Origin of the sequence: Paenibacillus sp. p3-SID1389 (assembly GCF_025151705.1) — a bacterium.
In the GTDB taxonomy this organism is placed as follows: domain Bacteria; phylum Bacillota; class Bacilli; order Paenibacillales; family Paenibacillaceae; genus Fontibacillus; species Fontibacillus phoenicis.
This window is the reverse complement of record NZ_JALXVO010000045.1, coordinates 20,017-34,628: the sequence shown is the minus strand read 5'-3', so window position 1 is coordinate 34,628 and position 14,612 is coordinate 20,017. Positions and strand designations below refer to the sequence as shown.

Below are 14,612 nucleotides of genomic sequence, written 5' to 3'. Positions count from 1 at the left end.
TGTTTACGTTCATCTTAGCTAGCTTGGAACTATCACTAAAGGAGATGGACCTTTTTATGAAACTGGGAGTCAGTTCATACAGCCTCTATCAAGCGATGCAGGCCGGATCGATGTCGCTGCTGGAGGTCATCGATTGGGTGGCCGAGATCGGCGGCGAGCATATCGAAATTGTGCCGCTGGGCTTTAACTTCAATGATGATCCGGGTCTCATCGAGCAGATCCGTGAGCGTGCGGCGAAGGCCGGCATCGTCGTGTCCAACTACGCGATCGGCGCCAACTTCATCGTCGACTCGGAGGAGGCTTACCGGGCGGAGATCGCCCGCGTCAAACGCGAGGTCGACTATGCCCATGCGCTTGGCGTGAAGCTGATGCGGCACGACGTCGCCTCCCGGCAGGACACCTCGATTATCCGGTTCCAGGAGGACCTGCCGCGGATCGCGAACGCCTGCCGGGAAATCGCCGATTACGCCGCGCAGTACGGCATCACGACCAGCCTGGAAAACCATGGCTACTACGTGCAGGCCACTGACCGGGTGCAAGCGGTGATCCATGCCGTCGACCGGCCAAACTACAAGACGACGCTTGACGTCGGCAACTTCGTTTGCGTTGATGAGAACCCCGTCGTCGCCGTGAAAAAGAACATCGGCTACGCCTCAATGGTCCACGTCAAGGACTTCTACATCCGGCCCGAAAACCGCGACCCCGGCGCCGGCTGGTTCCGCAGCTCGGGCGGCCAGTACCTGCGCGGCGCCATCGCCGGCCAGGGCGATCTCGACCTGTGGGAGATCCTGCGCATCGTGAAGGCTTCCGGCTACGACGGCTACCTCTCCATTGAATACGAAGGCATGGAGGACTGCCGCCAAGGCACCCGCATCGCCTTCGACAACGTCCGGCGCATCTGGGACGAGGTATAGGCTCAACTCGAACTCCCCGGACACATCGCTCGATTTCGTATACAGTGTTGTGTCAGTAAGGTGAGGTATACTTTGGTATGCCTCATTTTTTATTAGTTTGTTTATGCTGGAGGGTGTAGCCCCTTGCTGTCCGGGAGCTTTTGCATGATTATCCCATTGAATCAGGTGACCACCTAGAGATCAACCATGGCCACTTCTAGCTCACCTTCTCTTGCCACCACCATCCCCATCTCCATCCCCATCGCCCACACTCTCGCCTTTTCCCTGATCCCTTACCTCATCCCTTACTTCATCCCTAATCTCATCCCTAACCATACTCTTCCTTTGACCCTACCCTAATCATCGGTCCCCCATTTTCTTCACTCCCCCTTCGTTTGCCTTCCACTACTCCTTCGTGCCTTCCACTCACCCTTCACCCTTCACTCGCCGTCCTCATCCTCCTTCCTCCTTCCTCTTTCTCTATCACCTCTCTGAACAAAAGGGATAATCGCGTAAAAAAGCCCCAAAGACAAAACAAAAAGGTTACCCCGCCATAACATAACAAGTTATGGCAGGATAACCTTTAATCCTTAACTTCCCGGTTCAGGTTCAAGCGTTCCCCTGATTATTACCGGCGAACTCCGATGGTTACGATCTCGCATGGGCCGGCTAGCAGGGACAAGCTGCCTGCTGCGTTCTTGGCCAGCGGTGCCGCTTCTTCTTCGAGAATCGTTGTTTTATAGAAATGCTCATGTGGGATGTTCAGGCCGAGCGTCAGCTCTGATGCTTGCTTGCTCATGTTGAACCAACGCAGCAGCAGGTCGCCGGTCGTCTCGTTCATTTTGAGCGAGGAGAATGCCATCTCTTGGCCTTCCCATTGGAACGGTGTATACGACGGGGACAAGGTTCCCTCGTGCATTTCCGTTTGGCTGAGCGTCCACGGAATCTGGAACTGGTAAGCTTCCGTAAACGCGCCGGACGCAATGCCGTCGCCGTTATGCGGAATCAGTTCCATCCGGGCGGTGTGCACGCCCAGGCACTGTGCTTCCGGCGTCGGGAACAAGCCCCAGTCGCCGAGCTCGCCCACAGAGCGGAGCAACGTCACGGCGATCGTGTTCCGGCCGTCGCGCAGCACTTCATATTCGTTTAAGCCAAGGTTGGCTACGGTCAGACCGGCCCCTTCACCGCTCACGTCCACGAACGCTTGCTGATGTTGGGTGTTGCTTGGGTTTTCCCACTCCGGTGCCGGTTCAATGCTCCGTTCGGCGATTTCAAACATCGAATCCACTTGATGGACCGATGCTTTCAGGTCAGTTGGGAACAAGGCACGGATGCGATGATCCTTCGCCGTGTTATCGATTGTCGTCTCGATGTGAACGCCTTTGCCGGCCGCCTCCAGCGAAATGACCGTACGCAGCTTCAGCGTCGTCAGCTTGCTGCTGCGCTGCGCTTTGCGGTGCGGATAGTAAACCAGCTCGCGCATTTCTTCGTCCAGCTTCTCATCAGCGGACGCCGGGATCTCCCAGTCATGGCAAATTTCCACGGAAGCGCGGTACGGTTCGTCCTCTACGATGCGGATTTGCGCAGCCAGTCCTTTCGTGGTCAGCGGCTTTTCGCCTTCCGGCTGTTTGTACATGTACTCGTTGCCGATATCGCCGGTGTCCTCATAGACGCCGAGATCACGGTACACTTGGCCCGTCGCTTTATCGGTCAATGTAAACGATCCGTCTTCGGCAATTTCCACCTTCAGGTTCTCGTTCTCCATGACCCGGTTGCCCGTGAACAACGAGGCCGGCTTGGTGGCAGCTGCCGCCGATTTCCGGCGCACCCACGCATAGGTGCGCAGACCCAGCGCAGCCACATCGGAAGCCTGGAACGTCAGCTTGACGCGGCGGCACATGTACGGCTGACGGAACTTGTCGTCCGGCAAATCATAGCCGAACAGCAGCCCGAGATCCTCCACCGTGCAAGGCACCGTGTTCCCCTGCTCGTCGACCAGCTCGCGGCCTGACAGGTCGACCGCCTTCATGCGGCGGCCGGTCTCCTCGAGGCCGAGGCCGTCGCGCAAATACAGGCGGGCAGCGTCCAGCTCGATGGACACTGTGCCCGTGCGGCTCCAGCCGGTCGTGTTAAACACGACCAGCGGCAGCGGGTCTTCGCCATACTGGGCGAAGACGGAGGTGTTCACCGCATCCGCGATCACCCGCTTGCTGTCGTCGATGAGCGCCTCAGCAACGTGGCGGCTCTTCGCGAAGCGGGTGACCATCTCGCGGTGAACCTCGTCTACGCTGCATCCGCAAATGCTGTCGTGCGGATGGTTTTGCATCAAGGTTTTCCACGCATACGTAAACAGGTGATGCGGGTAATCCTTCCCGAGCAGATTCGCGATCGAGGCGAGCGGCTCAGCGACTTTTTCCAGCAAGGCCTGGCCGACCTGGTTCATCTGCTTCAGATACACGCGCGAGGAGGCGGTGTTCACCAGCGTCCCCCAACCGTCGGTGCGCTGGCTGCGCAGCTCGCCCTTGACGGTGGACAGCTCGCGGCCTTCCAGCGCCGCTTCCAGCTCGCGCAAATAATCCGGGAAGTTCGAATGGATGAACTTCGTGTCCGGGTACAGCTTCTCCGCCGTACGAATCGCTTCCGGCAGGTCCAGTTGCAGCGGCTGATGGTCGCAGCCGTTCATGAAGAGCAGCTCGCCGGTGGCTGCGTATTTCTCCGCATCCGCCAGCTTGCGATCCCAGAACGCCTTCGCTTCCGCTTCGTCCACCGGCACCTCATTGCCGTTGGAATACCAGTTGGCGAACAGGATCCCCAGCACCTTGGAGCCGTCCGGTCCTTCCCAGATCAGCTCTGAGAAGGAGGACTCATACCCGCCGTCGGATACGGTATTGTTGAAGCCGGTCGGCTTCACGCCGCGGCCAAAAAAGGCGTTACGAATCCCGGATTGCAACATCAATTGCGGGATTTGCCCGACGAGGCCGAAGGTGTCGGGGAAATAGCCGATCTTCGCGGGCGCACCGTATTTTAACGCGTCCTGATGGCCGATTTGCATGTTGCGGATATTCGCTTCTCCGCTCGTTAGGAACGCATCCTGCAAAATGTACCAAGGTCCGATGAGGATGCGGCCTTCGCGGATGTATTTTTCCAGACGCTCCTTGTTCTCCGGTCGTACTTGCAAGTAATCTTCGATGATGATCGTTTGACCGTCGAGATAAAAGCTGCGGAACGCCGAATCACCGTCCAGCTTATCGAGCAGCGCATCCACCAGCTCAACCAGACGAACGTGATGCTTCTCGTACGGCAAATACCATTCCCGGTCCCAGTGCGTATGGGAGATGATATGGGCCGTTCTTTGCTTGCTCATTTCTCTAACCCCCGCTTTCCTCCGTGGTTTGTAATTTGGTAGATGAGCTTTTGTTCCTTACGCTTCTGTCTCCAGCGGATATTCTTCCATGTACTTCAGCAGCTCGTCCACGGTAGTGAAGGCCAGGCCGGTAACTGTATCCGCACAGCCGTAGTAGATCGCGATCCGGCCGGTTTCGGCGTCAGTCAAAGCGGCGCAAGGGAACGTCACGTTTGGCACGTCGCCGACGCATTCGTACAGCTCTTCTGGACCGAGGATATAGTTACGCGAACGCGCTTTGACGATCCACGGTTTGTCGATGTCCAGCAAGGCGCAGCCCATGCGGTAAACGAAGCCGTTGCAGGTATTGATGACGCCGTGGTAGATCAGCAGCCAGCCTTGGTCGGTTTCGATCGGAACCGGTCCTGGGCCGATTTTTTTCGATTGCCATGCAGAAGCATCGCCGTTAATCGTACCCATCACATAGCGATGTTTGCCCCAGAAGGTCAGGTCTGGGCTTTCGCTGTAGAAAATATCGCCAAACGGCGTGTGGCCCGTGTCACTTGGGCGGCTGAGCATCGCGTAACGTTCACCGATCTTGCGCGGGAACAGCACACCATTGCGATTGTACGGCAAAAAGGCGTTTTCCAGCTGATGGAACGTCTTGAAGTCCGTCGTGTACGCAATACCGATCGTTGGGCCATGGTAGCCGTTACACCAGGTGATGTAGTAGCGGTCGCCGATTTTGCAGACGCGCGGGTCGTAGCGGTATTCCCGTTTGGTCACTTCCTCGTCGCCTTCGAATTGGATTGGCTCGTGGTTGATTTTCCAGTTGATGCCGTCGTCACTGAATCCTGCAAAAATATCCATGCTGACCGAACGCGAATCGCAGCGGAACACACCGGCAAATCCGCCTTCAAAAGGCACGACCGCGGAGTTAAACACGCTGTTGGAGTTCGGGATCGCATGACGCTCTATGATTGGGTTTTGAGAGTAACGCCATACCGGGGCGTTCGAGCCGGCCGGTTTGTCTTGCCAAGGGATATTTTTTAAAGGTTCGCCGATAATTTTGCTCATGGTCAAGTCTCCTTTGAGATATGTGGGATATGAATTGGGGGCGCGTTCGCATCCTAACGGACACTTTCAGCGCCGCTTGCAGATCGATGCGTTACAATATACCTTCCTGCATCGCCTGGTACACCAGCTGCGAGAACAAGCTGTTCGACCAAGCGAACCATTTGCGCGTAAACGTATTTGGATCGTCGGCGTGGAAGCCTTCATGCATGTAGCCGGTTCCGGCGTCGGTCGCCTCCAGCATTGCGATCATTTCCAGCTTCTCTTCCTTCGTTTGCGCGGTGAGCCCCTGCATCGACAAGGCCATATGCCAGATGTAATTCTCTGGTGTATGCGGGCTGCCGATGCCTTTGGCTGCTTTGCCTTCGAAGTAGAACGGATTCTCTTTGCTCAGGGCAAAACGCCGTGTATTTTGATAAATCGGATCGTCTGCGCTAACGTAGCCCAGGTACGGAATGGACATGAGGCCCGGCGTGCCGGCGTCATCCATCAAGCAGTAGTTGCCAAAGCCGTCGGTTTCGTAGGCGTAAATCGGACCGAATTCCGGATGGCGGTAGATCCCGTACAGCTTAATGCCGTGGTCAACCTCAAACTCCAGCTCCTTCAGTTCGGCCAGGAAGTCCATGTCGCGGAAGACCCACTCGGCGAATTCCTGCATTTGACGCAGCGCCACAACCGCAAACATGTTGCCCGGAATGTTGTAATGGAAATCGCAGGCGTCGTCGCTGGAACGGAAGCCCGACCAGATCATTCCCGTATAGTTCACCGGCATGCCCATTCCGTTGTTCCGCAAGGAATCGGTAGGGATTCCGTTGTTGCGGGTAAAGCGATATGGCGATTTCTCGAAGTGATGCTGCTCGGTTTTGAACACTTCGTAGATTTTCCGCATTGCGGATTTAAAGCCGGCATCAAAAATATCGGTCTGCTCCGTTTCCTTCCAATACGTGTAGGCCAAGCGGACCACGAAGCACAAGGAGTCGATTTCGAATTTGCGCTCCCACACCCATGGGGACATCTCGGTCACGTCAGTTGTATTCCAGTGCCAGTCGTTGGCCGACTCGTTAAATGCGTTCGCGTACGGATCGATATGAACATAATGAATATGGCGTTTGATCAGTCCGCTGATGATCCGCTGCAAATCGGGATCGTTCTTGGCGAACGGCACATAGTGGATTACTTGCTCCACGGAATCGCGCAGCCAAGAAGCCGGGATGTCTCCGGTGATGACGAAGGTGGTTCCGTCGTCCATCAGCTTGGTTGTCGTCTCGAGCGTGTTCGGAAAACAATTCTTGAACAGCTGCAGCAATTTCGGACGATGCGCCAGTTTCGTTTCGGCCTCGGCCAGTACATCCTTAATGGATTGCGGCAATTCCAGCGGCGGCATCGGTATTTTCGGGAGTCTAAATTGTTCCATGAGCTTGTCTTCTCGCTCCTTTATAGGTCATTTCATTTGGCTTCGTTTCGTTTCGCTTCTATGATCTTGAGGGCGGTTGGGCTGGCGGGCGACGGGCAATCTGCAAATTAACGGTAAATCCTACTGCTAATTCGCCAGTTTCCCGCTAAATCGTTCATTTAACGGTAAATCGTACAGTTAATTTAGCCTCATTGGCCGAAGTCGGCGAAAATTCGTTAAATTAACGGTAGAAATTCCAGTTAAATTACATCCATCCTAAGAAAACGGCTGAATTAGCGGTACTTTTTCCAGTTAACAGTCTGATAGCTTTCCTGCCACCATTCCTGCTAACCTGCTAGCATTCCAGCTAACGTTCCCGTCAACTATCTTCTGACTATCTTGCTAACCGTCCCGTTAACTTGCGAGCTGACTTCCCGCTGCCAACGTGCACCAACCCATCTTCACCCATTACTTCAACTTCAGCGTCTTAATTTCATACGGGGCAAAATCGAGCTCGATCCGCCCTCCGTCCGCCAGCGTAATCGGCTCCAGCTCCCGCTCCAAAGCGTCGGACCGGAACGCCGCCGAAACCGGCTCGTTCCAATTTAGCGCCACGCGTTCGCGGCCGCCTGCCGATTCGTACAGGCGCAGGATCACGCCGTCGCCGTCCTCGGCCAGTTTCACCGTGTCGAGCACCACGTGCTCGCCTGTAAACCCGAGCAACGCCCCGGTGGAAGGCAGCGAGCCTTCATGCGATTCAGCCGCCCATACTGCCGGCGCATGGTTGAGCTCTGCCGCCGCGCGCACCGTGTGCGCAGTCTGCCAGTCGCCTTGGTGCGGGTACAGCGAATACGTAAATTCATGCTCGCCCAGATCGGCGGTCACGTCCGGCCATTTTGGCGCCCGCAGCAGCGACAGGCGAATCGTGCTGCCTTGGATGTCGTAGCCGTATTTGCAGTCATTTAGCAGGCTGACGCCGTATCCGCGTTCGGAAACGTCGGCGAACCGGTGTCCGCACACCTCAAATTGCGCCTGCTCCCAGCTCGTATTGCGATGTGTTGGACGTTCCAGCGCCCCGAACGGAATTTCGTAAGTCGCTTTGTCCGTAACGAGGTCGATGGGGAACCCAACCTTCAGCAGCTTGTGAGCTTCGTTCCAATTCACCTTCGTTTGGAAATCAATCCGCTTGTTGTGATGATACAGAATCAGATCCTGCGTGATTTCCGATTGACCAATACTCCAGCGGAAGCGCAGTACGTCTTGGACGGGCCCGCTTGCAACCAGACCGCTCTCCAGCAATACAGCCTCGCCGGCCGGTTGCTGTTCATAGCGCGGGTCAATGTCCCAAGCATCCCACAGCGTAGGACGGTCGTGATAGAAGTGGAAGCGGTTTGCGCTTTCCCCGGATTTCACGATCTCCCGTCCGGCTTCCTTATCCCACAGGCTGACGATCTCGCCGCGGTCGTTAAATTTCAGGCGGTAGAACTCCGTTTCCCACTCGCCTTGGAACGCTTGGCTTCCGTCCAGGGAATCCGCCTTAGTTCGGGCAACTGCTCCCGCTTCGTTCCGCAGCCAAATCGTCTTGTAGCCAAACGCCGGAACCTCCGGCACGCGGACCCAAGCCGCGGTTTCTCCGCCAAGATCCGTCCGCACATCCAGCTCAAGCCGTGTCCCCTGCTCGTCGTATGCAGCCGCGCCGCTCCGATAAGCTTGTTCCGGAAGGGACACGATCACATCGCGCGTCCAGCCTAGGCTGTTAAAGACGATGTACGGCGTACCTTCGCCCGTGGTCGATACCCGTTCAGCCAAAGTCGTCAGGCCCTGACGCAGCCCGGCGTTTCCTTTCTCAAAAATCTCTCCATATTCTTTCGTCGATGTCTCGTACGCTTCGGTAATCGCCGAACCCGGAATGATGTCGTGGAACTGGTTCAACAGGATCAGCTTCCAGCCCTCCTGCAGCGTGCTTTGCGCCTCGCGTTGCTGATCCTTCAGCATCGCCGGAGCGGCCAACGCGTTCCATAGCTCCGCCTCGCGGTACAGGATCTCCGCTTTGCGATTGCTGCGCTTGTTGCGCCCGTGGGTCGTATACGTCCCCCGGTGCAATTCAAGGTACAGGTCGCCGTGCCATGCCGGCAATTTCGGCTGCGCCGCTTCGATGCCAGCAAAGAACTCCGCTGCCGTGCTATATTCGCTTGCCGGCTGACCTACCATCAGATCAGCGCGGTGAATGTACTCCAGCATTTCACGGGTCACCCCGCCGCCGCCGTCGCCATGTCCGTAAAGCAGCATTTGCTCCGGATGGACCGCTTTTTGGCGATACGATTGCCAGTGATCGTGAACGTCCTTCGGCAACGTATTTTCATTTACGCCGTGGTTCAGATACGACAGCATTGGCGTGCCGTCAATGCCGACCCAATGGAACAGGTCGTACGGGAATACGTTAGTGTCGTTCCAGCCAAGCTTGGTCGTCATAAAATAGCGAATCCCGCCATGCTTCAAAATTTGCGGCAATGATGCGCAATAACCAAACGTGTCTGGCAGCCATTCAATCTCCGAGGTGAAGCCGAACTCCTCCTGATAGAAACGTTGCCCGTACAGCATCTGCCGCATCAGCGATTCGCCGCTTGGCAGGTTCAAATCCGGCTCTACCCACATGCCGCCAACCAATTCCCAGCGCCCCTCCTTGATCCGCGCCTTCACCCGCTCGTACAACTCGGGGTCGTTCTCTTTCAGGAAGGCGAACAGCAGCGGTTGGCTTTGGGTGTAGCGGTATTCCGGGTATTCGCGCATCAGCGCATCAACCGTCGAGAACGTCCGGCTCGTCTTGCGCACCGTCTCCCGCACCGGCCACAGCCAGGCGATGTCGATATGCGACTGGCCGACCATGTGGATCAGGCCTTCGGCATTGCCGCCGATCGCCTTCACCCGCTCGGTGAGCCGCTGTTCCAGCTCGGTAATCGCTCCACCCTCGCGAATCGCTTCCTTGTCCAGCGCCACGAACCCGTCCATGGCGGCATACAGCGCCTCGATCAGGCGGGTGCGCCGAAAATCCTGTTCCGGCAGCAGCACCGTGGCATCGCGGACAACCGTTGCCGTATACATCAAGCTTTGCACCGGCCGGTTCACCAGTACCAGACGGCTGTCGATCCGCGAAATCGGCGGCTGAATCACCGCTTGTTGGTTCAGCGGATCCACCGGTTCAGGGATCGGGTCATACAGCTCGATTTCCAGCGAGAGCGGGCCTTGTCCCGACTCCTGCGGAAGCGTCACGAACGTATGGTTCCGGTCCAGGCCCTGGGCCGATTTGCCATTGATGCGCAGCAGCCCTTCGCCGCCGGAGGCAAAGATGAGGCCCACCTGCCCGCCGCGCCACCCTTTCGGAATCTCCAGCTGGGTACGGAAGAAATACGTGGTTCCCTGCGTGCTAGGGAAGCGCTCGAAGGCTTGTCCCTCCGAATATTCAGTTTCCTTCGTGTAGCTGCCGGGAACCTGGTATACGGAAGAAGTGATCTCCCACCCGCGCAGCTGGATTTGATCCAGCCACTGGGCTTCCGATAGTTCCCGGATAAAACGTCTGATGCGTTCCATATCAATTAATCCTCCCGCACAAAGAGATTGGCGCTCAGCGTATCATTTACGTTCTTGCCGACGTGCACCCGGAATTCGCCCGGCTCCACCACCGGTTTATAATTCTGGCCGATGTATTGCAGCTGCTCTGGACCGACCGTAAATTCCACGGTCTGGGTCTCGCCCGGTTGCAGGAATATTTTACGGAAGCCTTTCAACTCCTTCGCCGGCCGGGTTACCTTACTTGCAACATCGGTAATATACAGTTGAATGACTTCCGCACCAGCACGTTCGCCGACGTTCGTCACTTCAACCGTCACCTTCGTTGAGCCGTCCTTATTAATCGTATCGGACTCCAGCTTTAAATTGTTATAGGTGAATTCGGTATAGCTCAGTCCGTACCCAAACGGATAACGCGGCTGCGAATCGCCTTCCAGATACCGTTTGCCCCGCGAACGTTTGCCGTGGTAGTAGACCGGAACCTGTCCAACATGCTTTGGAATCGAGATCGTCAGACGTCCCGATGGATTCACGTCGCCGAAGAGGATGTCGGCGATCGCATGCCCGCCTTCTTGCCCCGGATACCAGGCTTCGAGGATCGCATCGGCGTGCTCGTCGATCCACGGCTCGGCAATCGGCCGTCCGTTGATATAAACCACCACGAGCGGCTTACCCAATTTATGAATTTCTTGAATCAGCTCCAGCTGTACGCCGGATAAGCTGAGGTTCATGCGGTCAATGCCTTCGCCGCAATCCATGTCGCTCTCCGCATTGTCGGTCACTTTGGAAGCGCCGGTGCGAAGGTCAATGGTCCCCTCGCCAAAGTCCCGTGCGCTTGAGCCACCCACGACCATAACCACCGTATCCGCCTTCTCCGCGCAAGACAACGCCACGTCAAAACCTTCCCGGGAATTGCCGTTGATCCGGCAACCCGGCGCATACAGCACCCGTTCCGGCGTTTCAGCCAGCTTGCTGCGGATTCCGCCGAGCACGGTCGTAACCTTGGACCGCGGCTGTGGCGAGGTGTAGTCGCCCAGCTGGTTGTACCCCGCATCGGCGTTCGGCCCGATAACGGCGATGGTACCGGCGTCCGCCGACAGCGGCAGCACGCCGTCTTTGTTCTTGAGCAGCACAACGCCTTCGCTGGCCAGTTGCCGGGCCAGCTCCACATGTTCCGCGCTGCCAATCACCCGCTCGGCCCGCTCTGGGTCGGCGTACGGACGTTCAAACAGCCCGAGGCGGAATTTCAGCGTCAATACGCGGCGTACCGCGCGATCGAGCACTTCCTCCTCCAGCTGTCCCGACCGTACCGCCTCCACCAGATGCTTGCCGAACATCACGCCGGACATCTCCATATCGATGCCCGCGCGGATCGCTTGGATCGACGCGTCCCGTCCGTCCTCTGCCACATCGTGGCCGGAGGCGAGCATGTCGATCGCGCCGCAGTCGGTGATGACCATGCCGTCAAACCCCCACTCGCCGCGCAGGACGCCGTCCAACAATTCCTCATTGGTCGTACATGGAACGCCGTCGATCTCGTTGTAGGCCGGCATGATCGAAGCCGCACCGGCTTCCACCGCCTTGCGGAACGGCAGCAGGTCGACCTCCAGCAGTTCGCGCCGTCCCATATGGACTGGGCCGGCATTTCGGCCGCCCTCGGAGCTGCCGTAGCCGACGAAGTGCTTCAGCGTAGCCGCCACGCTGTCCTCTCCGTCCAAGCTCTCCCCTTGCAAGCCTTCGACCGAAGCCACGGCCATTTCGCTGATCAAATAAGCGTCTTCGCCAAAGCATTCTTCGGTCCGGCCCCAGCGGGGATCACGCACAACGTCGAGGACTGGAGAATACGTGACCGCGCCGCCCTGGGCGCGCGTCTCCCGGGCCACCGCCCGGCACATCTCGCGATACAGCTCCACGTTCCAGGTGCTGCCGAGCGACAGCGGTACCGGAAACACCGTGGCGCCAATGGCCATATGGCCGTGCGAGCACTCTTCCCCGATCAGAATCGGGATGCCGAGGCGCGAGTTCTCGATGGCGTACCGCTGGATGGCGTTCACCGCCTCCGCACCTTCGCGCGGCGACAAGCCGGTTTCCAGCGTCACGCCCGTCCACGGATCGGCGCGCAGTACGCCGTATAACGAACCGACGCCGCCGTTTTTCACCTGCGCCTTAAACGCTTCGGTCAGCTTAATCTCTCCATCTTTATGCTCATAGGTCTGCCAGCCGAAGGGCTGAACCAGCTGGCCGGCCTTTTCTTCCAATGTCATCAGCCCGAGCAAATGCTCTACTCGTTCCGGGATGGGCTTCGAGCTGTCTTTATATAGCAACATCTCCACCTCGCTCCTTTCATTTTTCTCCTTGATTCCAAAAGAGTTCAAAAATGATTCAAACTAGAAAATTCACTTTTCAGCATCGAGAAGGTTGGATGAAGCTATATTTATTCTTTGACAGCGCCTACCGTAAGTCCTTGTACAAAATACCGTTGAAAGAACGGATATGCAAAAATAATTGGCAACGTTGCCAGCACGACCATCGCCATCCGCGAAGTGTCCTGCGGAATAGATTGCATCGCGGCCAAGCTAAGCGAAGTGTTCTGCGAGTTTTGCTGAATAAACGCAATACTCGATTCGATCCGCATCAGCATCGACTGCAGCGGCACCAAATTCGGATTGTCGATATACAGAAGTGCGTTAAACCAGTCGTTCCAGTAACCCAGCGTGCTGAACAAGCCGATCGTAGCAAGACCTGGGAGCGACAGCGGCAAGACGATCCGCAGGAAAATATAGAAATCGCCGGCACCGTCAATCCGCGCCGATTCAATAACTGCTTCAGGAACGCTTGTACTATAAAACGTACGTAAGATCATGATGTAGAACGCATTCATTGCAAGCGGCAAAATTAGCGCCCACAACGTATCTTTCAGACCCATCAGCTGGGATACCACCATATAGGTTGGAATCATCCCTCCGTTAAACAGCATGGTCACAATCGCAAATACGGAGAAAAATCTCCGGTACCGGAAGCTCTTCCGAGAAATCGCGTAAGCATAAAGCGCAATCATTGCCAAGCTAAGGATCGTACCTACCAGCGTGACAACGATCGTTACGCCATACGAACGAAGCAGAGAGTCGCCGCTCTCAAACACGAAGCGGTAAGCTTCGAGACTCCATTTGGCCGGCAGCAGCCGGTAACCGTCTGTTGCCAGCGTCTTCTCATCGGTAAAGGAAATAATCACAACAAAGATAAAGGGAAACACACACATAAACGAAAAAATACCGGCGATCAGGTGCAATACGGCGTTCCAGCCGCGAGAGACATGATGAAAATCTTTGCTTTTTCTAGCCATCTCCGCCATACCTTGACACTCCTTTCAGCTGTTTTAAAATAGGGCGCTGTCTTTATCCATTTTGCGCACGATGAAGTTAGAAACCATGACGAGAATAAAGCCTACCACCGATTGATAAAGACCGGCCGCCGTACTCATGCCGATTTCCCCGGTTGTTTTTAGACCGCGGTATACGTAAGTGTCGATGACGTTCGTGACTTGATAGAGCGTACCCGAATCTCTTGGCACTTGGTAGAATAAGCCGAAGTCGGCGTAGAAGATCCGCCCTACCGCCAGCAGTGTCATGATAATGATGATTGGGGAGAGCAGGGGAACCGTGATGTTGCGGATTTGCTGCCATTTGGTCGCACCGTCAATCATCGCCGCTTCATAAAGCGATTTGTCGATACCCATGATCGAAGCCAGGTAAACGACACTGTTGTAGCCGATCGTTTTCCATAGGTTGACGAATATCAAAATATAAGGCCAATATTTTGGCTCCGAATACCAGTTAATTCGCTCCACGCCAAACCAACCTAAAATCTGGTTAATCATCCCCCGGTCCATGCTCAGGAAGCTGAACGCAAAGTAGCCGACGATAACCCAGGAAAGGAAGTAGGGCAGGAACATCCCGGTTTGATACACTTTGGCCATGGTCTTGCCGACCAGCTCAGACAACAGAATCGCCATCGCCACGGAAAGGATGAGTCCAATGAAAATAAAAGCAAGGTTGTATAACAACGTGTTGCGGGTAATGGTAAAGGCATCGTTTGTACTGAACAGGAACTTGAAGTTTTCCCAACCTACCCACTCACTCCGCGCGATACTCGCCCAGAATCCGTCACGGCTGAAGCGGTATTGCTTAAACGCCGTAATCGTACCGACCAGCGGAAGGTACGAGAAGAAGAAAAACCAAACGGCACCCGGCAACACCATAAATAACATGACTTTATTCTTAAGCAGGTTTTTGAAAAATGCAGCCATGATGTTCCCCTCCTGTCGAAAAATAATGAAAAAGGA

General features: G+C 56.0%; 8 protein-coding genes. 1 reads left to right on the top strand and 7 read right to left on the bottom strand.

The features are described 5' to 3' along the window. Nucleotides 1–56 precede the first annotated feature (56 nt). Nucleotides 57–914, top strand: coding sequence for a sugar phosphate isomerase/epimerase family protein (locus tag M3G15_RS16710; RefSeq protein ID WP_260071537.1), 858 nt, complete (start codon nt 57–59; stop codon nt 912–914). 607 nt (nt 915–1,521) lie between these two features. Here M3G15_RS16710 and M3G15_RS16705 read toward each other — a convergent pair. From M3G15_RS16705 to M3G15_RS16675, 7 genes are all read right to left on the bottom strand, one after another. Beyond that, nucleotides 1,522–4,257 (bottom strand): alpha-mannosidase, encoded by a 2,736-nt coding sequence (locus tag M3G15_RS16705; RefSeq protein WP_260071536.1) that lies wholly within the window; start codon nt 4,255–4,257, stop codon nt 1,522–1,524. A 57-nt stretch (nt 4,258–4,314) separates the two neighbouring features. Then, nucleotides 4,315–5,313 carry a glycoside hydrolase family 130 protein gene (locus tag M3G15_RS16700; RefSeq protein WP_009223904.1) on the bottom strand — a complete coding sequence of 333 codons (999 nt, stop codon included), beginning with the start codon at nt 5,311–5,313 and terminating at the stop codon, nt 4,315–4,317. A 91-nt stretch (nt 5,314–5,404) separates the two neighbouring features. Next, complete coding sequence (locus M3G15_RS16695; protein WP_036644398.1) at nt 5,405–6,724, bottom strand: glycoside hydrolase family 125 protein; 1,320 nt, start codon at nt 6,722–6,724, stop codon at nt 5,405–5,407. A gap of 447 nt (nt 6,725–7,171) precedes the next feature. Further along, nucleotides 7,172–10,291: an alpha-mannosidase gene (locus M3G15_RS16690; RefSeq protein ID WP_260071535.1), complete on the bottom strand. Its 3,120-nt coding sequence runs from the start codon at nt 10,289–10,291 to the stop codon at nt 7,172–7,174. 5 nt (nt 10,292–10,296) lie between these two features. Beyond that, the gene (locus tag M3G15_RS16685; protein WP_260071534.1) at nt 10,297–12,597 is read right to left on the bottom strand and encodes a glycoside hydrolase family 3 N-terminal domain-containing protein; all 2,301 of its coding nucleotides are present in this window, start codon (nt 12,595–12,597) and stop codon (nt 10,297–10,299) included. Between the two features lie 107 nt (nt 12,598–12,704). Further along, on the bottom strand, nt 12,705–13,622 hold the full coding sequence (locus M3G15_RS16680; protein WP_009223900.1) for a carbohydrate ABC transporter permease: 918 nt from the start codon (nt 13,620–13,622) through the stop codon (nt 12,705–12,707). Nucleotides 13,623–13,646: 24 nt separating this feature from the next. Next, nucleotides 13,647–14,576, bottom strand: a complete 930-nt coding sequence (locus M3G15_RS16675) for an ABC transporter permease (RefSeq protein ID WP_009223899.1) — start codon at nt 14,574–14,576, stop codon at nt 13,647–13,649. Between the last annotated feature and the right edge of the window lie 36 nt (nt 14,577–14,612).

What these genes read in the sequence shown, in the direction of transcription:
- M3G15_RS16675 (WP_009223899.1), bottom strand. Translation starts at nt 14,576, where the DNA reads ATGGCTGCATTTTTCAAAAACCTGCTTAAGAATAAAGTCATGTTATTT.
- M3G15_RS16695 (WP_036644398.1), bottom strand. Translation starts at nt 6,724, where the DNA reads ATGGAACAATTTAGACTCCCGAAAATACCGATGCCGCCGCTGGAATTG.
- M3G15_RS16690 (WP_260071535.1), bottom strand. Translation starts at nt 10,291, where the DNA reads ATGGAACGCATCAGACGTTTTATCCGGGAACTATCGGAAGCCCAGTGG.
- M3G15_RS16710 (WP_260071537.1), top strand. Translation starts at nt 57, where the DNA reads ATGAAACTGGGAGTCAGTTCATACAGCCTCTATCAAGCGATGCAGGCC.
- M3G15_RS16680 (WP_009223900.1), bottom strand. Translation starts at nt 13,622, where the DNA reads ATGGCGGAGATGGCTAGAAAAAGCAAAGATTTTCATCATGTCTCTCGC.
- M3G15_RS16700 (WP_009223904.1), bottom strand. Translation starts at nt 5,313, where the DNA reads ATGAGCAAAATTATCGGCGAACCTTTAAAAAATATCCCTTGGCAAGAC.
- M3G15_RS16685 (WP_260071534.1), bottom strand. Translation starts at nt 12,597, where the DNA reads ATGTTGCTATATAAAGACAGCTCGAAGCCCATCCCGGAACGAGTAGAG.
- M3G15_RS16705 (WP_260071536.1), bottom strand. Translation starts at nt 4,257, where the DNA reads ATGAGCAAGCAAAGAACGGCCCATATCATCTCCCATACGCACTGGGAC.